The organism is Actinoplanes sp. NPDC049265 (genome assembly GCF_043197135.1).
GTDB lineage: Bacteria > Actinomycetota > Actinomycetes > Mycobacteriales > Micromonosporaceae > Actinoplanes.
On sequence record NZ_JBICSP010000001.1, the window covers coordinates 572,926 to 594,649 of the forward strand.

A 21,724-nucleotide genomic window follows, 5' to 3' on the forward strand; every position below is an offset into this window, starting at 1 on the left:
CCACGGGCTAGGTGGGTTGTCCCCAGCGGCCCGGCCATGGGTCGGGCAGCACCCGGGCCGGCAAGGGGGTTTCGTTCACCCGGCCCTCGGGGGTACGCCTCAACTCGTACCCCTGAGGGCCGTTCCGATCGGCGACCACCTCGGACAGCTCCGTACCCCGGTAGACCAGCCCCGCACCGTCGTCCGTGCAGTAGCCGTCGGCCAGCGTCCCGTTCCCGACGAACTCGTGCATCCGCGGCCGGCGCTTCTCCTCGCCGTCGTAGTGCACCCCGTTGCTGAACGGCAGGAAGCCCAGCCCCTCGGTGTACGCGCTCAGCTCGTACGTGAAGCTGTCCGTGCTCCCGCCGGTGTGCCAGCAGATCGACCCGGCCGAGACCCCGCCCAGCACCACACCCGCCTGCCATGCCTCGTGCAGGATGTCGGGCAGCCCGTGCACCCGCCAGACCGCGCACAGGTTGGCCACGCTGCCGCCACCCACCCAGATGACGTCCTGGGCCAGCAGGTGCGCGCGGATGTTCTCGACGTTCGGCAGCGGGAACAGCGCCAGGTGCGAGACCGTGAACTCGGTGCCGGCGAACGCGGCGTACGTGGCGCCGATCCGGTTCTCCTGGTCACCGGTCGCCTGGTTGAGGAAGCAGATCCGTGGCGCCTTGGCGTTCGCGAGCTCGGCCGCGAAGTAGTGGACCGGCCCCGGCCGCATGGACAGCGGGCCGTAGCTGCCCGGCCGCGCGGAGGCGCTGGTGGCGAGGATGGTGGGTGCGTCAGCAGTCACTCCCCTATTTAACAGAGCATGCCCGGCTGCAGTTCGACCGCTTTCAGATCTTCGATGGTGAGCGGGTCCTCGGCGCTCTCGGTGGTCCGCTCGCAGTCGGCGGTACGCCACCCCGGGCCGCACCGGTCGTCCCGGCAGTTGTTCCCGCGCCCGGTGCCGAAGGCCACCACCCGATGCTGCGGTTGCCGGGTGACCTGGGTGTCGATCATGCGGCGCTCGGTCGGGCGGCCGTCGGTCAGCGTCACCGCGTACCGAACCAGTTCCTCGCCCGGCACTCCCTCGGTCTGGACGCGCTTGCTGCCGCGCGGCAAGGACGGGTCGCGGACCAGCCGGGTACGGAACGGGATCGCCCGCCGCTCGGACTCGGTGCGGGTGGTGACCTGTGGCTGCGGCTCGGTTCTTGTCTCTTTTGTCGCGGCCGGCGGGGCTTTTGCCTCTGCCGCCGGCGTGTCCGTGGCGGGCGGCTTCACCGGCTCGGCCCGCCGCACCGGCTCGGCCGCCTGCGGCACATGTTGCTCCGGCTGCTCCTGCTGCCCTTGCTTGACGACCGGCGCCCGGCCCGGCGCGGCGGCGGCCTTGTCCGGCCCGGCCGGTGCAGGCGGCGGCACGACCCCCCGGTTGGCGCCGGCCGGCGTGACGATCCGCGGCTCCTCCTCGGTCAGCTGGGCGATCGCGGCCGTGCCACCTCCGATGACCATGAGGACGGCGCTGACCCCGGCGGTCATCCGTACGCCGAACGGCAACCGAGCCCACCAAGACTTTCGTGGCATTTCGAGCAGATACTGCCATGAGTCACTAGTTGTCGGGTTTTGCACCAGAGCATTGTGCAGTGTCCGGCCCTCCGAGCACCCATCCCTGTCGTCCCCCGAACGGCGGACCGCCGAGCGCGTCACCGGGCGCCCGCCCAGCCGTTGTGTTCCCCTCCCAGCTGCTTGTTTGCGCCGTCAACCAATAGATCCGCAGCCCGGCGCCGGGTCGTACCATCGATCTCATGCCGCCCGAGCCGCTGACCTCCGACGAAGAGGCCGTGATGCGCGCTCTGGGCCGGATGATGGTGGTTCTGCCCCGCCGGCTGGACGCCGACCTGACCCGCGACGAGCGGATGTCGCTGAGCGAATACTCCGCCCTGCGGCACCTCTCCGAGGCCCCCGGCCACCGGATGCGGATGAGCGCCCTGGCCGGCGCCTGCGACATGTCGCTGAGCGGGATGACCCGGCTGGCCGGCAAGCTCGAATCCCTCGGCCAGCTCGAACGCGTCCGGTGCGAGCAGGACGCCCGCGGCCTCGAGGCGGTGCTCACCGACAAGGGCCTCGCCCGCCTGCGCGAGGCATGGCCCACCCACCTGCGAAGCGTGCGCCGGCACGTCTTCGACCACCTCGCCGAGCTGGACCTGCACACGCTGGCCGCCGCCCTGGGCAAGATGGGCTCCGGCTGTTAGCTCACCTTCCGGGCTCCTGTCGCACCCTGGCTCAGCTCGTGCGGCGGGGCAGTAGCGCGTCCAGGTCAAGATTGATCGGGAATGGTCTCGGGCTCCTGCTCCGCGAGGGAGAGCACCAGCGAGGTGATGAGCCGGGCATGCCAGGACCGCTGCGGGAACATCATGAAGACGAGGGCTGCGTCGATCAGTTCCGTGTGACGTGGCGCCTCAGGGAGATGATCGAGGTCGTCGGCAAACCATCCCTCAACGCGAGGGCGGCCGCATCCACTCGGGCACCGCAGTCATGGCGTCACCGTAGCATTCGGTAACGGGAGAGCGGTCAGTCCAACGCGGCCGCTATCGCGAGACGGTAGAGGCGGGCCGGGCGGCCCTTGGGGTGGGGCTGGGCGCTTCCGGAGCTCACGGCCAGGTGCGACTCGATCAGTTTGCGCATCAGGCGGCGGCCGCTCGGGTCGGTGATGCCGAGCGAGCGGGCCAGGTCGCTCGGTGACAGGGTGCGATCGCCCAGGGAACGTTCCAGGGCGGCCAGCCGGGACAAGGTCGCCGCGCTCAGGCCGACCCGGGCGGCGAGGTCGTCGAGGGCGCCATGGTCACGGTAGGTATAGGTCAGGCGGGAGGACGACGTGCCCATCGGGCCGAGGACGACGCCCTCCTCGGTCATCAGGTAGGCCTGCGGTTCGGGGTCGCGTTCGGCGAACGTGGCGGCCTTCTCGGCCAGCGCCACGCAGGACCGGGCCGAGGCGCCGATGCCGAAACCCGCTGCCACGCGTACGCCCAGACGTTCGCGCGCCTCGGCCAGCAGGGGCAGGCCGGTCCACTGGTGGGTCACCGACTCGAACAGCGACGCGGGGGCGAACACGACGACGCCGCGCCGGCCGCGTTCGCCGGTCCACGCGTCGGCGAACTCGGGCGCGTTGACCAGCAGGTTGAGCAGGCCGATGCGGGGGCGGTCGGAGTCGCCGCCGGGAGAGTCGGCCAGGAAGACGCCGGCCGCGAACCGGCGTCGGTCGGCGCGCAAGGAACGGATGCGCAGGGCCAGTTCGTGCAGGTCGGCGCGGATGGTGCCGGCCGTGGCGAGGGCGTTCAGCACGGTCACCTCGCCGTCCAGGGCCGCGCTGACCGCGGTGCGCACGCTGATCACATACTCGGCGCCGTTCTGTTCGACGTACGACCGGTGGAACGCCACCACGTCGTCGGTGCTCTGCGACGGGTCGAACGGCAGCCGGGCGATGCTGTCGGCGGGCAGGCCGAGCGAGGCCGCGACCTCGTCGACGGTCTCGTCGGTGAAGGTGTCGACGCTGACCGGCACCAGCGGCCGCCGCGCCCGGGCCCAGGCCAGCGCGAGGTCGAGCGCGGCCGGCCGGGTCACCATCACCGGCAGGTCGGCGGGCAGCAGATCACGAGCACGAGCATGGGGTACGAGGCCCAGCAGCACGCCGTCCGGACGGTGCGACCCGAGCAGCGTGGCGACCCGGTCGCGGATCTCCTCCTCGTGGTCGTACGTGGCCCAGGCCAGCGTCACCCCGCCCAGCGTGGCCGCCGCCTCGGCGAACCGTGCCCGGTGCCCGGAATGCAGCACCACTCCGATGAGCACATCCACCTGCCCTTCAGAAGATCGAGGCTTGACTATGGCCTGGCCATTGAGGACAGTAGCCGAATCAACGAGCCATTTACGAACCTGGTTCCGAAATCGTACTGGGAGGCTCCGCCATGAACAGTCGGCTTCTCGTCCCGCTGGCCGTCGCCGGATTGCTGCTCGGCGCCTGCGCCCCGTCCACCTCGACCCCCTCGGACAGCCCGTCGGACGGCGGCGACCGTACCGGAACGCTCAAGGTCTGGCTCTTCGACGAGCCCAACCGCGCACCCAAGGAAAAGATCGTCCAGGAGGCGATCGCCGAGTTCACCGCCGCCCACGCCGGCGCGAAGGTCGACATTCAGTACATCCCGGTGGAGACCCGGGGCGCGCGGTTCAAGGGCGCCTTCAACGACCCGGCCAGCGCGCCCGACGTGGTCGAGTTCGGCAACACCGACCTGCCCGAGTACGCGGCGGCCGGCGGCCTGGCCGACCTGGGCCCGGCCGTGGCGGCGTGGCCGGAGGGCAAGGACCTGGGCGCCGACGCCAGGGCCAGCGCCACCTATGAGAACAAGCTGCTCGGCGTCCCGTGGTATGTCGGCGTCCGCGCCCTCTATTACCGCACCGACATCTTCACCGAACTAGGGTTGGCCGCGCCGAAGAGCCAGGCCGACGTGGCCGCGGCCGGCAAGACGATCCACGCGAAGAAGCCCGACCTGGTCGGAGTGGCGGCCGGTGGCAAGTACACATTCGCTGCCTTGCCGTACATCTGGGACGCCGGTGGCGACATCCCGCAGATCAACTCTCCGCAGGCACGGGCCGGGCTCACCGCGTACACCAGCCTGATCTCCCCCGAGATCTGCCCCGCCCAACAGTGCGCGGACCTCACCGGCGGGAAAACCGTCGAGCTCTTCGCCGCCGGCAAGGCCGGCATGGCGATCCTGGGCAACTTCAACCGTGGCGCCGTGGACGCCGGCGCGGTCAAGGGCAAGTACGCGGTCGTGCCGCTCCCCGGCAGCAAACCCGGCTCGATCGCGCCCGCCTTCGCCGGCGGCAACAACCTCGGCATCATGCGCAACAGCAAGCGACCGGCCCTCGCCGCGGACTTCCTGACCCTGCTGGCCGGCGCCAAATACCAGACCAGGATGTACGACGCGATGGGCAACCTGCCGACCCTGACGCCCGCCTTGGAACAGGTGGCGGCCAAGGACCCGGCGCTCAAGCCGTTCACCGACACGATCAAGGCGGGTACGAAGTTCGTGCCGCTGAACCCCGGCTGGGGCAAGATCGACGCACAGTCGGTGCTGCCCACCATGATCCAGAAGGTGGTGACCGGCAAGGCGAGCGTCGACGAGGCCACCGACGAGGCGGCCAAGCAGATCGAGGCGGCCCTGAAGCCATGAGCCGGCGGTTCACGCCACTGTGGTTGCTCCTTCCCGCGGCCGTCGTGCTGGTGCCGCTGTTCGCGTACCCCATCTGGCAGTTGGGTTTGATCTCCGCCCTTGATCTGACCCAGGCCCAGGTGAGCGGCGGCCGACCGACCAGCTTTGTGGGCTGGAGCAACTATCAGGCGCTGCTGGGCGACCCCCAATTTTGGTCAGTGCTGAGCGCGACGGTCATTTTCGCCGCCGGCTGCGTGCTGGCCACGCTGGCGGTCGGCGCCGGCCTCGCGGTGCTGCTGACCAAGGTCGGGCGGGTGCCACGGCTGCTCCTCTCGCTGGCCGCGATGGCCGCCTGGGCGGTGCCGGCCATCTCTGGTTCCACGGTCTGGATGTTCCTTTTCGACACTAATCTCGGCCTGGTCAATCGGGTACTGGGGCTCGGCACATTCAATTGGACGTACGACCGCATGACCGCCTTCGGGTTGGTCGGAGCCGTGGTGGTGTGGCACTCCTTCCCGTTCGTGATGGTCACGCTGTACGCCGGCATCCAGGCCATCCCGTCGTCCACGCTGGAGGCGGCGGCCATCGACGGGGCCGGCGGCTGGCGGTCGTTCTGGCAGATCATGGTCCCGATCCTGCGGCCCCTGCTGACCATCGTCGTGATCCAGTCGATCATCTGGGACTTCAAGGTCTTCACCCAGATCTACGTGATGACCGCCGGCGGTGGCATCGCCGGCCAGAACCTCACCCTCAACGTCTGGGCCTACCAGCAGGCGTTCGCCGCCGGCGAGTACGGCCTGGGCTCCGCGATCGGCATGGTGATGATGGTGATCCTGCTCGTGGTGACGCTGATCTACCTGCGCACCCTGCGCCGCACGGGTGAGCCGCTGTGAAACGCCTCCTGCCCAACACCCTGGCGGTCTCGGCGGCCGCGGTGACCGCCTTCCCGATCCTCTGGATGATCATCTCGGCCCTGCCCCTGGCCAACTTCCGCCGTGTCCTCACGGTCGACGACTTCGCGCTCTACTTCGCCAACAGCGCCCTGGTCGCCCTGGTCGTCGTCGTCGCGTCCGGCCTGGTCGCGTTCCTGGCCGCGGTCGCCCTGACCAGATTCAGATTCAGATTTCGTACGACCATCCTGGTGCTGTTCCTGATCGCACAGATGGCACCCATCGAAGCCCTGACCATTCCCCTGTTCTTCCTGGTCCGCGACCTGGGCGCGCTGAACACCCTCGGTTCCTTGATGCTCGTGCACACGGCCTTCACCCTGCCGTTCGCCATCTGGATGATGCGGGGCTTCGTGGCCGCCGTGCCGCCCGAGGTGGAGGAGGCCGCAGCCCTGGACGGCGCCAACCGGCTGACCATCCTCTACCGCGTCCTGTTCCCCCTGGTCGCGCCCGGCTTGGCCGCCACCAGCGTGTTCTCTTTCATCACGGCCTGGAACGACTTCCTGTTCGCCCGCACCTTCATCATCAGCGCGACCGACCGCCAGACGTTGCCCCTGGCCCTCCTGATCTTCTTCAAACCGGACGAGAACGACTGGGGCGCCATCATGGCCGCCTCCACCTTGATGACCATCCCCGTCCTGATCTTCTTCCTCCTGGTCCGCCGCCACTTGACCAGCGGCCTCGGCGGTGCCGTCAAGGACTGACCGTTGTCCACGGGCCGCCCGAGCCCCGCCACGACTCAGCCTTGACGTATTCCCTTATGGGTATACGATGGCGGCATGGCGCGAGCGGCTACGACGACAGATGCGTTCAATGCGGTTGCGGAGCCTCGGCGGCGGCAGATTCTTGATCTGCTGGCGCAGGGGGAGATGCCGGTCAACGACCTGGTCGAGGTGCTCGGGCTGGCTCAGCCGCAGGTGTCCAAGCACCTGCGCGTCCTGCGGGAGGTGGATCTCGTGCGGGTTCGCGACGAAGGGCGGCAGCGGATGTATCGACTGAATGCCGAGCCGCTCAAACCTATCCACGACTGGCTCCGGCGATACGAGCAGATGTGGAACGAGCGGTTCGATCTGTTGGAGCAGGTGCTCGACGAGCTCAAGGAGGACGACGATGGCAGCGACGACTAGCGGTACGGCCACGGTGACGCTTCCGGCCGACAACCAGATTCTGATCACGCGCGAGTTCAACGCGCCCCGGCACCTGGTGTGGAAGGCATACACCACGGCCGAGCTGGTCAAACGGTGGTGGGCGGGGCAGCGCGGCAGCGTCACCAGTGCCGAGATCGACCTGCGGGTCGGCGGCAAGTGGCGATATGTGATGGAGGCCGGCGGCGGGTTCGAGGTGGCGTTCCACGGGGAGTTCCGTGAGATCGACGCGCCCGGGCGGCTGGTGAACACCGAGGTGTTCGAGGGCATCCCCGATCCGGAGGCGCATGCGGGGCTGGTCACGATGTCGCTCACCGAGAAGGACGGGCGTACCTGGCTGGAGATGCTCTGCGAATACAACGACAAGGCCGATCGGGATGCCGTGATCGCCTCCGGGATGGAGGGCGGCATGCAGGAGTCGATGGATCAGCTGGAGATCGTGGCGGCTTCCCTGTCCTGAGTGCCGGCCCGGCCCGCCAACGTCACCACGGTCAGCGCGATGGCGCTGGTGAAGATGAGGGCGGCGACGAACGGCGCCGCGGTCACCGTGGCAAAGAGCAGGCCGGTGAGGGCGAGGCTGGTGCTGCCGCCGACCGCGTCGGTGATGCTCTTGGCTGCGGTGTTGAAACCCTCACGACCCGGTTCCGAGTACGCCAGGACGAGCGTGCTGATCTGCGGATAGAGGGTGCCCATACCGGCGCCGGCGAGGAACCAGCCGGCCGCCACCACGGCCGGTGGCAGGTGCAGGCCGGCGGCGACGAGTTCGGCGATGGCTCCGGCGGCGAGCAGGACGGCGCCCGTACGCAGGGCGATCACCGGGCGCAGCCGGTCGCCCACCCGGGCCTGAACCGCCGAGGCCAGCGCCCACGAGACAGCGGCGGCGGTCAGCGTGACGCCGGAGATCCAGGCCGGCAGGCCGTACCGGTCCTGCAGAAGCAGAGGGAGGTAGACCTCGGTGCCGAAGAAGACGGCACCGGCCGCGCCGCAGAGCAGCACGGCGGCGGGCAGGCCGCGGCGGGCGCGGTAGGTGCCGGCCGGAACGAGACGGTTGGCCGAGACCGCGACGATGGCCACGGCGACGGGGGCGATCGCCCAGGCGAGCCGCTGGTCCAGGTCGGCGGTGTAGCTGAGGGCGACCACCGCGACGGCGAGGACGACGGCGCCGCGGACCCGGGCGGGTTCGAGGAAGCCGGCGGCGCCAGGTTCGGACGCGGTCGCGGAATCCGGCGCCGGGGCGGCTTGGCGGGTTGCCGGAAGGACCAGGGCGGTGGCCGTCGCGACCAGGGCGAGCACGCCAAGGAAGACCCAGTGCCAGCTGAGGGCGTCAGCCACCACGCCGGCGACGAACGGGCCGACGATCGAGGGCAGCACCCACGCGGAGGCGAAGGCACCGAAGATCTTGATGTGTAGGGCGCTGGGGTAGAGCCGGGCGATCAGCACGTACAGGGACACGGTGATGCCGCCGGCGCCGAGGCCCTGCAGGAAACGGCCGGTGATGAAGATGCCCATGGTGGGGGCGAGACCGGCGACGGCCAGGCCGGCCGCGAACAGACCGATCGCGGTGAGCAGCGGCTTGGCCGGGCCGCGGCCGTCGGCCCAGGCGCCGGTGACGACCATCGCGATCACCGACGCGGCCATCGTGGCCGAGAACGCCAACGAATAGAGCGAGCGCCCGTCCAGGTCGGCGGTCACCACCGGCATGATGGTGGTGACCGCCAGCGACTCGAACGCGGCCAGGAAGACCAGGCTCCACGAACCGATGGTGGTCAGCGCGTACGGGCGTCGAAGGATCACCTCCCGACGCTAGAACCTCAACCCCGATCGAGGTCAACCGCCGCCTGGATCATCGGCTTCTCAGCGGATGGCCCAGCAGGTCGGCGGCGGACCGGCCGGGGCCGGTCGATCGGCTCGGCGCGGCCGTCGCGGTGCAGGTGATGTCCCGTTTCGGAAGCATTCCGGTCGTCAGGTACGCGTTCACCGCCTCGACCGCGCAGGTATTGCCGTCGTCGTAGACGCCGTGCGCGCGGCCCTGCTTGACCATGATCAGCCGCGAGCCCCGCAGCGCGCGATGCATGCCCTCGCCCATCGGGCCCGGCGTCTGCAAGTCCCACTCATCCTGCACCAGCAGCGCCGGGACCCGGTTGGCGATCTTCAGGTCGGGCTCGTCGCGAGTAAGCGACCAGAAGGCGCATGGGTTGACGTTGGTCAGGAAATCGCCGGCCAGCGGGTAGCGGCGGATACTCGCGTTGATGTCGTCGAGGGCGCCCTGCCGGCCGCGCGGCCACGTCGAACTGTCGTTGCAGAGGACTGACCAGAACAATGAGGTGAACGCGTCGTCCCCGCCGCCCAGCTCGGGGATGACCAGGTCGTGCGGCTCGCCGCGAAGAGCGCGTTGCAACTCCTGGATGAAGGCGGCACCGTCCTGCGGGCCGGAGATGGCCGCGTTGGCCATGTCGGACCGTGCGCTCTGTTCGGTGTAGTCGCTGCCGCCGACGTCGATCGGGTGGCGGCGGACCTGTCCGGCCAGGTCCCAGAAGGTCTTCTCGACGGTGTCGGGGGTACGGCCGAAGTGGTAGGTGGAGTCGCGCTGGGCGGTCCACGCCGTGAACCGGTCGAACGCGTCCACCACCCCGTCGCCCATAGCGTCGAAGACGCCGCGCCAGATCCGAGCCGGGTCGAGGTTGCTGTCCAGCACCACGCGGTCGGTGCGATCCGGGAACATCTGCGTGTAGGCGGCGCCCAGATACGTGCCGTACGAAACGCCGAAGTACGAAATCTTGCGCTCGCCGAGCATCATCCGGATCAGATCCATGTCGCGGGCGGTGTTCCGGGTCGAGATGTAGCCGGCGTGCGGGGTCGCCGCGCACTTGGCCGCGACCGCCCGGGCGATCGCCACGTCGTGGTCGAACATCTCCGGCCGGTACGGCGTGCTCTGGACCGCCTCGTCACCGGTCAGGCCGCAGCTGATCGGACTGCTCCGCCCGATGCCACGCGGATCGAAGCCGATCAGGTCGTACTGTTCCAGCACGGACTTCGGCAGCCGCTCGGCCCGCCACTGCACCTCGAGCCCCGGCGCTCCGGGCCCACCGGGATTGAAGAAGAGGACGCCGCGGCGTTTGGCCGGGACGCTGGTGGCCAGCCGCGAGAAGGTGAGCTCGAGCGACCCGGCGTCCGGCCGCAGATAGTCGACCGGCGCCCGAACGGTGGCACATCGCAGGTCGGCGGGAGTGTCGTCACCACAGGACTGCCACTGAAGTGGCTGCTTGGTGAACTGCGCCGGCAGGATGCCCGCCGGGGCCGGCCGCGCGGTCTCCGCACTCGCGTGCGGGGCGACCAACAGGGCCGCCGCCACCATCGCGACGCCGCCGAGGCCGAGCACCAGAGGCGCCCGGAACGGGCGCCGCCAGAGGAAACGTTGTGCTTCCGAGGTCATCAGGGGTGCCTCGGCGGGGACGTTTGGCTTCACATCCTGTTAGGCGCTGGCGAAGTCCGGCCGGTTCTCCAGACGCTGTGCGATATGTCTCAGCGGTCGGCCGGTTTGCCTCCCAGCCTCGCTCCGCTCAGTGCCGACGACGTAGTCGCTCAATGCCGACGACGTATCGGCCGATCAACCGCCCGCTTGCTGGATCCACGCTTCGCAATCCTCAAGTAGAGCCGAAGCTCCTGACGTGTCTTCCTCGGCAAGCGAACCCTCGTTCAGCGCAGCGCGTAAGCACCGGACCAGGATCTCGACGCTGGCGAGATCGTAAGACCTGGTCATGAACAGGCGCGGGTTCGTCGGAATGACGCCGTAGTCGAACTCGGGGTCGAGCCGGTCCTTGAGCGACTGAGACCGGACCGCAGTCAAGCCCGGTATGTCGAGCGACCAGTACTCCTCGTGAGAATTCCCGTTCGCCATGCCACCCAGCCTACGCGGCAGACATTGAAGCGGAATCAGACATTAAATCTGAATTCCACCGGGTCACGTAACCGTCCAACATCAGCGGCGCTCGCCAGCGATTCAGACCGCAACCAGCCGGACACGATCGCCGCAGAGCTTGACGATGTCGTCGACATCCGATGTCAGAATCACCGCTGGGCCGGGCAGACGCAGGGCTACCTCGGCAACCATGGCGTCGATGGCGTACTTGTGCCCGTGCAGCTTCGCCTCCCGTAGGAGGCCAGCGCTTCGGCGGGCAGCTTCTTTCGTCACCGGTTCTATCCGGATCCGGGAGAGGAGCCAGTTCAGCCGCGCAATGTCTACGCCCCTGTGCGGGACCTCGATAATCGTGGCGGCCGACATAGCGAGATCGGCCCCGTCACGCTCAGCTTGCTCCAGCAGAAGCAGCACCTTGCGGTCCCGGTCGATCCATGAGGAAAAGCCTTGCGAGTCGAGCACCAGCGTCTCGATGCTCACGCCGCATGCTCCAGCCCGTCGTTCCCGTGCAGCACAGCCCGAGCCTCGGCCATCTCCTGGTCCGTGAACGCGCCGAACTCACCTTGGTAGCGGTCCAGTTCCTCACGCAGGAGCCGACGTCGCTCGGCCCGCTCGGCCAGCTCGGTCAGGTAGCCGGAGACGTTGTCGGTGTGCGTCTTCATGCTTTCCAGCAGCTCGACCGGAAGCGTGATCGTGACCTTCCTCGTCTTCGCCATGTCGTGACCATACCGCGGTATTACCGGCGGGCCGGTCCGCTACACGTTGAACCGGAACTAGACATTAAACCTGAATTCGACCACGTCGCCGTCCTTCATGATGTAGTCCTTGCCCTCCATGCGGACCTTGCCGGCCGCCTTGGCCGCGGACATCGAGCCGGCCGCCATCAGGTCGTCGTAGCTGATGATCTCGGCCTTGATGAAGCCGCGCTGGAAGTCGGAGTGGATGACGCCCGCCGCCTCGGGGGCCGTCGCGTCCTTCGGGATCACCCAGGCGCGGGCCTCCTTCGGCCCGGCGGTCAGGTAGGTCTGCAGGCCGAGGGTCTCGAAGCCGACGCGGATGAGCTGGTCGAGGCCGGGTTCGGTCTGGCCGGTGGACTCGAGCAGTTCCTGCGCCTCGTCGGGGGCCAGGTCGATCAGCTCGGACTCGATCTTGGCGTCCATGAACACGGCGTCGGCCGGGGCGACCAGGGCGCGCATCTCGGAGAGGAACGACTCGTTGTTGAGTTCCTCCTCGTCGACGTTGAAGACGTACAGGAACGGCTTGGTGGTCAGCAGGTGCAGCTCGCTCAGCAGGCTGACGTCGAGGCCCGCGCCGGTCGCGCCCTTGTACAGCGTCACGCCGTCGTTGAGCAGCTTGAACGCGGTCTCCGCGGCGGCCGCCACGGGGGCGCGGTCCTTCTTGAGCTTCGCTTCCTTCTGCAGACGCGGGATCGCCTTCTCGACCGTCTGCAGGTCGGCCAGGATCAGCTCGGTGTTGATCGTCTCGATGTCGTCGGCGGGCGAGACCTTGCCCTCGACATGCAGGACGTTCGGGTCGGAGAAGGCGCGGACCACCTGGCAGATGGCGGTGGCGTCGCGGATGTTGGCGAGGAACGCGTTGCCGCGGCCCTGACCCTTGGACGCGCCGCGGACCAAGCCGGCGATGTCGACGAACGACACCGGCGCGGGCACGATTTTTTCACTCTTGTGCAGCTCGGCGAGCTTCTCCAGCCTCTCGTCGGGCAGGCCGACCACGCCGACGTTGGGTTCGATCGTCGCGAACGGGTAGTTCGCGGCGAGAACGTCGTTCTTGGTCAGGGCGTTGAACAGCGTGCTCTTGCCGACGTTGGGCAGGCCGACGATTCCGATGGTGAGGCTCACAACCGGCCAGTCTACGTGTCCGCCGGCGAGCCCAGCGGGATCATCCACTCCGGCTCCGGATCGGCCGGAAAGTCCAGGATGATCCGGTTGATCGCGGCCGGCCGGGCCGGTCGAGACATCCGCTCACCCCCATGTCCGAAACCCGCCAGCCAGGCACCCTGGCGCGGGAGCAGACTCAACCGCATGGAGTTGGACTTCGAGCGCTGTTACCGGGCCGTGAGCAGCCGCGACCAGCGGTTCGACGGCTGGTTCTACACGGCCGTGCGGACCACCGGCATCTACTGCCGGCCGTCCTGCCCGGCGGTCACCCCGAAACGCGAGAACGTCGAATTCCATCCCAGCGCCGCCGCCGCTCAGCGGGCCGGTTTCCGGGCCTGCCGCCGCTGCCGCCCGGACGCCGCGCCCGGCTCGCCCGAGTGGGACGTGCGCGCCGACGTCGTCGGGCGGGCGATGCGCCTGATCGGCGACGGTGTGGTCGACCGCGAGGGCGTACCCGGTCTGGCCGTACGGCTCGGATACACCGAACGGCACCTGCACCGCATGCTCACCGCCGAGCTGGGCGCCGGCCCCCTGGCGCTGGCCCGCGCGCAGCGGGCGCAGACCGCACGCATCCTGATCGAGACCACCGACCTGGGGCTGGCCGAGATCGCGTTCGCCGCGGGTTTCGGCAGCGTGCGGCAGTTCAACGACACGATCCTCGAGGTGTACGCCCGACCGCCCGGCCAGTTGCGGGAACGGCGGCCGAAGGCGACCACGGAGGCCGGCACGATCGCGCTGCGGCTGGCCTTTCGCGCGCCGCTGCACATCCCGTCGCTGCTCGATTTCCTGGCCGCCCGCGCGCTGCCCGGCATCGAGGAGGTGACCGGCACCGCGTACCGCAGGGGTCTTCGTCTGCCGCACGGAAGCGCGACCGTCACGCTGCGGCCGGGTGATCGCTGGGTCTCCGCCTCGCTGCGGCTCGCCGACGTGCGGGATCTGGCGCCCGCGGTGGCGCGGTGCAGGCGTCTGTTCGACCTCGACGCGGACCCGATCGCCGTCGACGGCACGCTGGGTGAGGACCCCGCGCTGAGTGCGGCGGTCAGAGCCGAGCCGGGGGTACGGGTGCCCCGGTCGGTCGACGGGTTCGAGATGGCCGTCCGGGCCATCGTGGGCCAGCAGGTGAGCGTGGCGAGCGCGCGGACCACGCTGACCCGCCTGCTGCCGGCCGGCGCCGCCGATCTGGTCGGTTTTCCCAGCGCCGAGACGGTGGCCGAGATGCCGGACAGCGCTTTCCGGATGCCGGCGGCCAGGCGCGCGACGATCCGCGCGCTGGCCGAGGCGGTGGCGGACGGCAAGGTCGATCTGGAGCCGGGCGCCGACCGGGCCGAAGCGGTCGCGCGGCTCATGGAAGTGCCGGGCATCGGGCCATGGACGGCAGGTTATGTCGCGATGCGTGCGATCGGCGACCCTGATGTGTTCCTGCCCACGGATGTCGCCGTCCAACGTGGAGCCGGGCTACTGGGACTGCCAAGTACGCCGAAAGCGTTGGCGCAGCACGCTTCCCGCTGGCGGCCGTGGCGCTCGTACGCCGTCATCCGTCTCTGGCGGAGTTATCCACAGGCCGCTCCGGCGTCGGCCCGAAAGCGGCACTCTGTAATCCCCAACCGGTGATCGAAGGAGCTTCCGATGTTGCGGTACGCCACCATGCCCACCCCCACCGGCCCGTTCACGGCGGTGGTCGACGACGACGGCGCCGTCCTGGCCTCCGGCTTCACGGCCGACGCGGCGCTGCTGGTCAAGCTCATCCACCCCGAGCTGATCAGCGACCTGACCCCGGTCAACGACGTGGGGCCGGTGAGCCGGGCGGTCCAGTCCTACATGGAGGGTGACCTGACCGCGATCGACGATATTCCGGTACGGCAGAAGAGCGCCGGCGCGTTCATCACCCAGGCGTGGACGGTGATGCGCGACATCAAGCCCGGCGCCCCCTGCTCGTACACCGACTTCGCCGCGATGTCCGGCCGTCCGGCCGCGGTCCGCGGCGCCGCTCAAGCCTGCGCCCTGAACGCGGCCGCCCTGTTCGTCCCGTGCCACCGCGTCCTGCGCCTCGGCGGCAAGCTGGGCGGCTACCGCTGGGGTCTGCCGGTCAAGCAGTGGCTGCTCGACCATGAGTTCGCCGCCTGACGGCCTGGGTGCGATGGCTGCTCGACCACGAGTTCACGGCCTGGGTCAGGGGGCGAAGTCGCGATGCTTGAGCCTGGCCCGGCGTCCGTCGGGTGCCAGACGATGCCTTCGTACTCCGGATGGGCCAGGAGCCACGCACGCAGTCCTTCGAAGTCGCGCGGTGGGCAAAGCGAAATACGGGCGGGTGCCGCGTGGGTAAGTCGGATGCTGACCCGGACGCCGCGGTCCTACGCTGGGCGCATGACTGACCCTGGGCGTGGCCGCATGCCGGATCGCCCCTCCCTGGACGGCCTCGAGGACAAGTGGGCCGCGAAGTGGGAGGAGGCCGGAACCTATCGGTTCGACCGGCAGGCCGAGCGAGCGAATGTATTCAGCATCGACACGCCGCCGCCCACCGTATCCGGCGAGCTGCACATGGGGCACGTCTTCTCGTACACGCACACCGACCTGGTCGCGCGCTTCCAGCGGATGCGCGGCAAGGCCGTCTTCTACCCGATGGGCTGGGACGACAACGGGCTCCCGACCGAGCGGCGAGTCCAGAACGTGTATGGGGTCCGGTGCGACCCGTCGCTGCCGTACGACCCCTCGTGGGAGCCGGGGCCGAAGTGTAAGGACACCGTAAGCATCTCCCGGCGCAATTTCGTCGAGCTCTGTGGAAGGCTTACTGCCGACGACGAAAAAGCATTCGAGGCGCTCTGGGTCCGGCTCGGCCTGTCGGTCGACTGGGGAATGACTTATACGACAATCGGCCGCAAGTCGCAGCTCGTCTCCCAGCGCGCGTTCCTTGACAACTTGTTCCGTGGCGAGGCTTATACGGCCGAGGCTCCGACGTTGTGGGACGTCGGTTTCCGGACGGCGGTGGCCCAGGCCGAGCTGGAGGACCGCGAGCGGCAGGGCGCATACCACCGGCTGCTGTTCCAGGGCCCCGATGGCGCGATCGAGGTCGACACCACCCGGCCCGAGCTGCTGCCGGCCTGCGTCGCCCTCGTCCATCACCCGGACGACGAACGATTCGCCGGGTTGAGCTCGGTGCGCACGCCGGTCTTCGGGGTCGAGGTTCCGGTGTACGCCCACCCGGCCGCCGAGAAGGACAAAGGTACGGGCATCGCGATGGTCTGCACCTTCGGCGACCTGACCGACGTCGTCTGGTGGCGTGACCTGCACCTGTCCACGCGCGTGGTCATCGGGCGTGACGGCCGCTTCCTGCCCGACGCACCGGCCGGCGTCCCGGCCGAGCTCTACGCCGAGCTGGCCGGGAAGAACGTCAACCAGGCCCGGCGCGAGACGGTCCGGCTGCTCACCGAGGGCGGCGGCATGCTCGGCGAGCCCAGGCCGATCACCCATCCGGTCAAGTTCTACGAGAACGGCGACACCCCGCTGGAGATCGTCACCAGCCGGCAGTGGTTCATCAAGAACGGTGGCCGCGACCCGGAGTTGCGCGAGGCTTTGCTGGAGAAGGGCCGCGAGCTGCGCTGGGTGCCCGAGCACATGAAGCACCGCTACGAGCACTGGGTGAACGGTCTGACCGGCGACTGGCTGATCAGCCGGCAGCGGTTCTTCGGCGTGCCCATCCCGATCTGGTACCGGCTCGACGACGCTGGCGAGCCGATCCACGACGACCTTCTCATACCAGACCAATCCGCCCTTCCGGTCGACCCTTCGTCGGAGTGTCCGCCGGGCTACGACGAGTCCCAGCGGGGCGTGCCGGACGGCTTCGTCGCCGACCCGGACGTCATGGACACCTGGGCCACGTCGTCGCTGACCCCGCAGATCGTCGGCGGGTGGGGCACCGATCCGGAACTGTTCGACACGGTCTTCCCGATGGACCTGCGGCCGCAGGGGCAGGAGATCATCCGGACCTGGCTGTTCGCAACGGTGGTCCGCAGCCATCTGCGGCGCGGAGTCCTGCCCTGGCGTACGGCGATCCTCTCGGGCTGGATCCTCGACCCCGACCGCAAGAAGATGTCGAAGTCCAAGGGCAACGTGGTCACCCCGATGGGGTTGCTGGTCGACAACGGCTCGGACGCGGTCCGCTACTGGGCGGCGAACGGGCGGCCCGGCATCGACCTGGCCTTCGACCCGGCGCAGATCAAGGTTGGCCGGCGGCTCGGCACCAAGATCCTCAACGCGTCGAAGTTCGCGCTCGGGCTGGGCGCGCAGGAGGCGCTGCGGCAGCCGGTGACCGAACCACTGGACCGGGCGATGCTGTCCCGGCTGGCCACCGTCGTCGACACGGCGACCAAGGCACTGGACAACTTCAACCACACCGACGCGTTGCAGGCGGCCGAGGCGTTCTTCTGGACCTTCTGCGACGACTACATCGAGCTGGTCAAGGACCGGGCGTACGGCGACGGACCGGCGGCCCAGTCGGCCCGGGCCGCGCTGGCCGCCGGGTTGTCGGTGCAGTTGCGGCTGTTCGCGCCGTTCCTGCCGTACGTGACGGAGGAGGTCTGGTCGTGGTGGCGGTACGGGTCGGTGCACCAGGCGACCTGGCCGACCACGTACGAGCTGACCCGGGTCGCCCCGGATGGCGACGCCACCCTGCTGGGCCTGGCCGGCGAGGCGTTGCGGCAGGTCCGGCGGGCCAAATCGGACCGAAAGCTGTCGATGAAGGCCGAGGTGCCGCTGGCCGAGGCGCTCGGGCCGGCGGCGGTGCTGGAGCAACTCGCGCGGTTCGAGGGCGACCTGCGGGCGGCCGGGCGGATCACCAAGCTCGACTACCTGCCCGACCGCACGCCAGAACTGGTGATAGCCAGCGCCTTCTAAGAGCCGGCGCTGTCCTGGAGCCGACGCCTTCCAAGAGCCGGCGCCGCGTAGGAAGCCAGCGCCGACTCGGAGCCAGCGCCGACTAAGAGCCGGCGCCGGCGCTGGTGTGCATCCGGCGCTCGAGCTCGCGCCTCAGTTTCCGGGGTGAGGGCCAGAGCTGGGTGAGGTCGGCGGTGAACGCACGTCCGTCCATCGCCGGCCCGCCCACGTCCGTGCCCTCGACCGGGTGGACGCGGTCCAGGTCGACCGGGGTGATCTCGAGGATCGTCCGGGTGCCCGAGCGGCGCACCACCACATGCTCGATGTCGGCCCAGGCCAGCCACACCGGGTCGCTGCCCTGGGCGGCCAGCTCGACGCCGGCGCTGGACACACGGACCCAGGTGGCGAGCGACGAACGCGACGAGAACGCGAACCCGGCCGCCACCACGACCGCGATCACGACCGCCTGCACCAGGGTCTGCCACCACGGGTCGTCGTCGTCCCCGAGCAACCAGGAGACCAGCGGGGACACGACCAGGTAGGCGAGCGTGAACAGGATCGCCATGACCCCGAACGTACGCACCGGGGAAGAGCGGAAGAGGACCGCGTCGTCCGCCGGCGCGGCTACCTCGTCTGGCTCGACCGACATGAGCCCATGCTCCCGTCCGGAGCTAGAAATCGCCCCCGAAATCGCCGAAGTCGCCGCCGCCGAGGTCACCGCCGCCGAAGTCACCGGCGGCGTCCTGGTAGCCGTCGGCGAAACCATCCCCGTAACCCATGTCGCCGAAACCAGGCGAGAACAGCGCGTCGAAGACCAGCAAGCCGGCCAGGGCGCCGGCGCCGGCGCCGAGCGCGGTCCGCCAGATCGGCTGCGAATACCACCCGGCCGGCACCGGACGACCCTGCACGCGGCCGCCCGGGTAGTAATACGGAGTGTCCACACCGGGCTGCGGGCCGGCCTTGTAGTGGGCGCCCTGCACGTCGACCTCGCGCTCCTTGGTCAGCTGGCCGACGCCCTGCGAGCCGGCCAGCGGCGGGAGGTCGGGGCCGGGGTCGATGCCCATCGCCAGGCGGGCCGCGCGGGCATAGGTCAGACCCTCCAGCGAGGTCTCGCGGGCCAACTCGAACTGGCGGACGGTCTGGGCCTGCTGCAACTGGCCACCGGCGGCGTTGTACCGCTCGCTCGCGTCGGCCAGGGCCTGGCGGGCGGCCGCGTCCTCGGAGTGCAGGTTGAGGACCTGACCGCCGAGGCGTTCGTACCAGCGCTGGGCCTCGGCCCGCGCGTCGTCCAGACGGGTGACCTGACCGGCCTGACCACGCCGCCACGTGAAGAACAGGGCGACCGCGATCAGGATGACGATGACCAGCAGAAACGCCTTCATGTATTCACGGTACCCGCGGAAATCTCGTCGTACACGTGTGGCAAAGTGCTATACGTGACATTCCCGACGCTGGCCGTGGTGGTGATCTGCCTGGCGGTGGGCGGTGCGCTGGGCTGGCTGTCCGCCCGGCTGCGCGCCGCCGCCGACATCGCCCGGCTGGAGGCGACAGTGCAGGCCGGTCGGGATGGCGAGGCGCGGCTCGAGCAGTCGATGCGCGCGCTGACCTACGAGTCGACCGCGCAGTCGCAGGAGGCTGTGGCCCGGGCGGTGGCGCCGCTGCACGACGCGTTGCGCCGCTACGAGCAGCGGGTCGCCGATCTCGAGCACGAGCGTGTCGACGCGTACTCCGAGCTGCGCGAACAGGTCCGTTCGATGGGTGCGGTCTCGAGCGAGCTGCGCACCGAGACCCGCCAGCTCGTCGCCGCCCTGCGCGCGCCTCAGGTCCGGGGCCGCTGGGGCGAGCATCAACTGCGCCGGATCGTCGAGGCGGCGGGGCTGCTCGAGCACTGTGACTTCGCCGAGCAGGTCACAGCCACCACCGATGATCAGGGGGTACGCCCGGATCTGGTCGTCCGCCTGCACGGCGGCCGCTGTCTGGTGGTGGATGCCAAGGCGCCGTTCGAGGCCTACCTATCGGCCATGGAGGCGCGGGACGAGCGTACCCGTGACAATCATCTCGATCAGCACGCGCGGCACCTGCGCGCGCACGTCGACCAGCTCGCGGGCAAGCGCTACTGGACCGCCTTCGAGTCCACACCAGACTTCGTGGTGCTCTTCGTGCCGGCCGACACGTTCATGGACGCGGCGCTGCAGCACGATCCGACGCTGATGGAGCACGCGTTCCGGCGCAACGTGGTGCTGGCCACCCCGGCCACGCTGATCGCGCTTCTGCGGACGGTGGCGTTCAGCTGGCGCCAGGAGTCGCTGGCCCGCAACGCGGTGGCCGTGCACGGACTGGCTCGCGAGCTGTACGGGCGACTGTCCACACTGGGCGATCACGTCGGCAAGCTGGGCACGGCGCTGGGCAGCGCGGTCACGTCGTACAACAAGGCGGTCGGCTCGCTCGAGTCGCGCGTGCTGGTGAGCGCGCGCAAGCTGGCCGAGATGGGCGTAGCCGACCGCGACATCGCGGCGCCCGCGCAGGTCGAGCTGACCCCGCGCCAGCCTCAGGCCCCCGAGCTGCTGGAACCGCTACCGAACCTCAGCAACAGCTCAGTCGCGCCGTGATACAACGCGCTTCATGCGCATCGTGTTCGCCGCGGCCCCGCTCCAGGGCCACCTGCTGCCGCTGATCCCGCTCGCGGCGGCCTGCCGCGACGCCGGACACGACGTGGTCCTGGCCGCCGGCAACTTTCCCCCCGACGTCCGCGGCCTGCGCACCGCCGACATCGGTGCCTCGTTCAGCCTTCCGCGCAGCGCCGTCCGCGCCTCGCTGCGGCATCCGGCCCTGGCCCGGTCCGAGATGCGCGGCACCGCCGGGCACGGCTTCGTCGGCGAGCTCTTCGGCCGGGCCAACCTGGCCCTGGTCGATCCGCTGCTCGCGCTGGCCGAGCGGGAACGGCCCGACCTGATCGTCTTCGAGCCGCTGTGCGAGGCCGGCGCGATAGTGGCCGGGCGGCTGTCCGTCCCGTCGGTGCTGCAGGAGAACACGCTGTGGCCGGCCACCGAGCTGTTCCAGGCGGTGACGACCGGTTCGGCGCTGAGGCGGCTCGACATCCCGGCGCCCGAGCTGATCATCGGGGTGACCCCGCCGTCGCTACGCCCGTTCACCCCGGGGGCGCTGCCGATGCGGCCGGTCCCCTACTCCGGTGGTGGCAGTGTTCCGGACTGGTTGCGCACGCCCTCGGAACGGCCGCGGGTCCTGGTCAGCCGCAGCACCCTGGACGGGCCGAACGACGGCGACCCCGGCCCCGCCATCATCGCGGCGGCCGGCCGGGTCGACGCCGAGTTCGTGCTGGTCCGGCCGTCGGCCACGCGGGGGCTGCCGCCGAACGTCCGCGGCGTGGGCCGGGTGCCGCTGGCCGAGCTGCTGCCCGGGGCGGCCGCCTTCGTCCACCACGCGGGGGCGGGCAGTGTGCTCGGCGGGCTCGCGGCCGGCGTACCCCAGCTGGTCACGCCGGGCGCCGGCGACCGCAAGCACAACGCCGAGCTGCTGGCCCGCCGGGGCGCCGGGCTGGCCGTGACGGCCAAGGCGATCACCGCCGACGACCTCAACCGGCTGCTGACCGACCGGTCGTTGCGGACCTCGGCCCAGGAGGTCGCGGCCGAGATCGCCGCCATGCCCGACCCGGCGACGGTCGTGCCGGCACTGGAGAAACTGGTCAGCGGCTAGCCGCAGCCTCACGGTCATGCCGGCGCGGGAGAAACTGGTCAGCGGCTAGCCGCAGCCTCACGGTCGTACC

General features: G+C 69.8%; 22 protein-coding genes. 11 read left to right on the plus strand and 11 right to left on the minus strand.

From position 1 onward, the window contains the following. Positions 1–7: 7 nt before the first annotated feature. Both ACGFIO_RS02795 and ACGFIO_RS02800 read right to left on the minus strand, forming a co-directional pair. Positions 8–772: a Type 1 glutamine amidotransferase-like domain-containing protein gene (locus ACGFIO_RS02795; RefSeq protein ID WP_392821151.1), complete on the minus strand. Its 765-nt coding sequence runs from the start codon at positions 770–772 to the stop codon at positions 8–10. 8 nt (positions 773–780) lie between these two features. Then, complete coding sequence (locus tag ACGFIO_RS02800) at positions 781–1,542, minus strand: G5 domain-containing protein (protein WP_392821154.1); 762 nt, start codon at positions 1,540–1,542, stop codon at positions 781–783. A 221-nt stretch (positions 1,543–1,763) separates the two neighbouring features. Between ACGFIO_RS02800 and ACGFIO_RS02805 the strand changes: the two genes are divergently transcribed. Beyond that, positions 1,764–2,210: a MarR family winged helix-turn-helix transcriptional regulator gene (locus tag ACGFIO_RS02805; protein WP_392821156.1), complete on the plus strand. Its 447-nt coding sequence runs from the start codon at positions 1,764–1,766 to the stop codon at positions 2,208–2,210. Between the two features lie 319 nt (positions 2,211–2,529). On the opposite strand, the gene ACGFIO_RS02810 is transcribed toward ACGFIO_RS02805, so the two are convergent. Continuing rightward, positions 2,530–3,810, minus strand: a complete 1,281-nt coding sequence (locus ACGFIO_RS02810) for a transcriptional regulator (protein WP_392821159.1) — start codon at positions 3,808–3,810, stop codon at positions 2,530–2,532. Positions 3,811–3,920: 110 nt separating this feature from the next. Between ACGFIO_RS02810 and ACGFIO_RS02815 the strand changes: the two genes are divergently transcribed. The 5 genes from ACGFIO_RS02815 to ACGFIO_RS02835 all read left to right on the plus strand — a co-directional run bounded on the left by ACGFIO_RS02815 (position 3,921) and on the right by ACGFIO_RS02835 (position 7,717). Then, a complete protein-coding gene (locus ACGFIO_RS02815) occupies positions 3,921–5,186 on the plus strand; it encodes an extracellular solute-binding protein (protein ID WP_392821161.1) in 1,266 nt (421 codons plus the stop codon). Beyond that, complete coding sequence (locus ACGFIO_RS02820) at positions 5,183–6,058, plus strand: carbohydrate ABC transporter permease (RefSeq protein WP_392821162.1); 876 nt, start codon at positions 5,183–5,185, stop codon at positions 6,056–6,058. Before ACGFIO_RS02815 ends, ACGFIO_RS02820 begins: the two co-directional genes overlap by 4 nt. Then, entirely contained in the window at positions 6,055–6,816 is a 762-nt protein-coding gene (locus tag ACGFIO_RS02825; protein ID WP_392821165.1) for a carbohydrate ABC transporter permease, read from the plus strand. Before ACGFIO_RS02820 ends, ACGFIO_RS02825 begins: the two co-directional genes overlap by 4 nt. Positions 6,817–6,891: 75 nt before the next feature. After that, positions 6,892–7,239, plus strand: coding sequence for an ArsR/SmtB family transcription factor (locus ACGFIO_RS02830; RefSeq protein WP_392821167.1), 348 nt, complete (start codon positions 6,892–6,894; stop codon positions 7,237–7,239). Further along, positions 7,223–7,717 carry an SRPBCC family protein gene (locus ACGFIO_RS02835; RefSeq protein WP_392821168.1) on the plus strand — a complete coding sequence of 165 codons (495 nt, stop codon included), beginning with the start codon at positions 7,223–7,225 and terminating at the stop codon, positions 7,715–7,717. Before ACGFIO_RS02830 ends, ACGFIO_RS02835 begins: the two co-directional genes overlap by 17 nt. Here the strand turns inward: ACGFIO_RS02835 and ACGFIO_RS02840 are convergent. The 6 genes from ACGFIO_RS02840 to ychF form a co-directional block, all read right to left on the minus strand. Then, a complete protein-coding gene (locus tag ACGFIO_RS02840; protein WP_392821171.1) occupies positions 7,684–9,051 on the minus strand; it encodes an MFS transporter in 1,368 nt (455 codons plus the stop codon). The genes ACGFIO_RS02835 and ACGFIO_RS02840 overlap by 34 nt on opposite strands. A gap of 49 nt (positions 9,052–9,100) precedes the next feature. Then, positions 9,101–10,690, minus strand: coding sequence for an alpha/beta hydrolase (locus tag ACGFIO_RS02845; protein WP_392821173.1), 1,590 nt, complete (start codon positions 10,688–10,690; stop codon positions 9,101–9,103). A gap of 174 nt (positions 10,691–10,864) precedes the next feature. Further along, positions 10,865–11,155 (minus strand): hypothetical protein, encoded by a 291-nt coding sequence (locus ACGFIO_RS02850; protein ID WP_392821175.1) that lies wholly within the window; start codon positions 11,153–11,155, stop codon positions 10,865–10,867. A gap of 102 nt (positions 11,156–11,257) precedes the next feature. Beyond that, on the minus strand, positions 11,258–11,653 hold the full coding sequence (locus tag ACGFIO_RS02855; protein WP_392821176.1) for a PIN domain-containing protein: 396 nt from the start codon (positions 11,651–11,653) through the stop codon (positions 11,258–11,260). Continuing rightward, positions 11,650–11,889 (minus strand): hypothetical protein, encoded by a 240-nt coding sequence (locus ACGFIO_RS02860; protein WP_392821179.1) that lies wholly within the window; start codon positions 11,887–11,889, stop codon positions 11,650–11,652. The genes ACGFIO_RS02855 and ACGFIO_RS02860 overlap by 4 nt, the downstream gene beginning before the upstream one ends. A gap of 57 nt (positions 11,890–11,946) precedes the next feature. Then, positions 11,947–13,032, minus strand: a complete 1,086-nt coding sequence (gene ychF, locus ACGFIO_RS02865) for a redox-regulated ATPase YchF (RefSeq protein WP_392821181.1) — start codon at positions 13,030–13,032, stop codon at positions 11,947–11,949. A gap of 183 nt (positions 13,033–13,215) precedes the next feature. Here ychF and ACGFIO_RS02870 point away from each other — a divergent pair, with 183 nt between their 5' ends. The 3 genes from ACGFIO_RS02870 (at position 13,216) to valS (ending at position 17,961) form a co-directional block, all read left to right on the plus strand. Next, positions 13,216–14,682 (plus strand): AlkA N-terminal domain-containing protein, encoded by a 1,467-nt coding sequence (locus ACGFIO_RS02870; RefSeq protein WP_392821183.1) that lies wholly within the window; start codon positions 13,216–13,218, stop codon positions 14,680–14,682. Between the two features lie 15 nt (positions 14,683–14,697). Next, on the plus strand, positions 14,698–15,195 hold the full coding sequence (locus ACGFIO_RS02875; protein ID WP_392821186.1) for a methylated-DNA--[protein]-cysteine S-methyltransferase: 498 nt from the start codon (positions 14,698–14,700) through the stop codon (positions 15,193–15,195). 240 nt (positions 15,196–15,435) lie between these two features. Continuing rightward, positions 15,436–17,961 (plus strand): valine--tRNA ligase, encoded by a 2,526-nt coding sequence (gene valS, locus ACGFIO_RS02880; RefSeq protein WP_392821189.1) that lies wholly within the window; start codon positions 15,436–15,438, stop codon positions 17,959–17,961. Between the two features lie 82 nt (positions 17,962–18,043). Here the strand turns inward: valS and ACGFIO_RS02885 are convergent, their stop codons facing one another. Next, entirely contained in the window at positions 18,044–18,589 is a 546-nt protein-coding gene (locus tag ACGFIO_RS02885) for a hypothetical protein (RefSeq protein WP_392821190.1), read from the minus strand. 22 nt (positions 18,590–18,611) lie between these two features. Then, the gene (locus tag ACGFIO_RS02890) at positions 18,612–19,322 is read right to left on the minus strand and encodes a hypothetical protein (protein WP_392821192.1); all 711 of its coding nucleotides are present in this window, start codon (positions 19,320–19,322) and stop codon (positions 18,612–18,614) included. Between the two features lie 54 nt (positions 19,323–19,376). Between ACGFIO_RS02890 and ACGFIO_RS02895 the strand changes: the two genes are divergently transcribed. After that, positions 19,377–20,549: a DNA recombination protein RmuC gene (locus ACGFIO_RS02895; protein WP_392821194.1), complete on the plus strand. Its 1,173-nt coding sequence runs from the start codon at positions 19,377–19,379 to the stop codon at positions 20,547–20,549. Positions 20,550–20,562: 13 nt separating this feature from the next. After that, positions 20,563–21,654, plus strand: a complete 1,092-nt coding sequence (locus tag ACGFIO_RS02900; RefSeq protein ID WP_392821197.1) for a nucleotide disphospho-sugar-binding domain-containing protein — start codon at positions 20,563–20,565, stop codon at positions 21,652–21,654. Positions 21,655–21,724 lie beyond the last annotated feature (70 nt).

What these genes read in the sequence shown, in the direction of transcription:
- ACGFIO_RS02800 (WP_392821154.1), bottom strand. Translation starts at nt 1,542, where the DNA reads ATGCCACGAAAGTCTTGGTGGGCTCGGTTGCCGTTCGGCGTACGGATG.
- ACGFIO_RS02805 (WP_392821156.1), top strand. Translation starts at nt 1,764, where the DNA reads ATGCCGCCCGAGCCGCTGACCTCCGACGAAGAGGCCGTGATGCGCGCT.
- ACGFIO_RS02815 (WP_392821161.1), top strand. Translation starts at nt 3,921, where the DNA reads ATGAACAGTCGGCTTCTCGTCCCGCTGGCCGTCGCCGGATTGCTGCTC.
- ACGFIO_RS02820 (WP_392821162.1), top strand. Translation starts at nt 5,183, where the DNA reads ATGAGCCGGCGGTTCACGCCACTGTGGTTGCTCCTTCCCGCGGCCGTC.
- ACGFIO_RS02830 (WP_392821167.1), top strand. Translation starts at nt 6,892, where the DNA reads ATGGCGCGAGCGGCTACGACGACAGATGCGTTCAATGCGGTTGCGGAG.
- ACGFIO_RS02835 (WP_392821168.1), top strand. Translation starts at nt 7,223, where the DNA reads ATGGCAGCGACGACTAGCGGTACGGCCACGGTGACGCTTCCGGCCGAC.
- ACGFIO_RS02845 (WP_392821173.1), bottom strand. Translation starts at nt 10,690, where the DNA reads ATGACCTCGGAAGCACAACGTTTCCTCTGGCGGCGCCCGTTCCGGGCG.
- ACGFIO_RS02850 (WP_392821175.1), bottom strand. Translation starts at nt 11,155, where the DNA reads ATGGCGAACGGGAATTCTCACGAGGAGTACTGGTCGCTCGACATACCG.
- ACGFIO_RS02860 (WP_392821179.1), bottom strand. Translation starts at nt 11,889, where the DNA reads ATGGCGAAGACGAGGAAGGTCACGATCACGCTTCCGGTCGAGCTGCTG.
- ACGFIO_RS02870 (WP_392821183.1), top strand. Translation starts at nt 13,216, where the DNA reads ATGGAGTTGGACTTCGAGCGCTGTTACCGGGCCGTGAGCAGCCGCGAC.
- ACGFIO_RS02875 (WP_392821186.1), top strand. Translation starts at nt 14,698, where the DNA reads ATGTTGCGGTACGCCACCATGCCCACCCCCACCGGCCCGTTCACGGCG.
- valS (WP_392821189.1), top strand. Translation starts at nt 15,436, where the DNA reads ATGACTGACCCTGGGCGTGGCCGCATGCCGGATCGCCCCTCCCTGGAC.
- ACGFIO_RS02885 (WP_392821190.1), bottom strand. Translation starts at nt 18,589, where the DNA reads ATGTCGGTCGAGCCAGACGAGGTAGCCGCGCCGGCGGACGACGCGGTC.
- ACGFIO_RS02890 (WP_392821192.1), bottom strand. Translation starts at nt 19,322, where the DNA reads ATGAAGGCGTTTCTGCTGGTCATCGTCATCCTGATCGCGGTCGCCCTG.
- ACGFIO_RS02900 (WP_392821197.1), top strand. Translation starts at nt 20,563, where the DNA reads ATGCGCATCGTGTTCGCCGCGGCCCCGCTCCAGGGCCACCTGCTGCCG.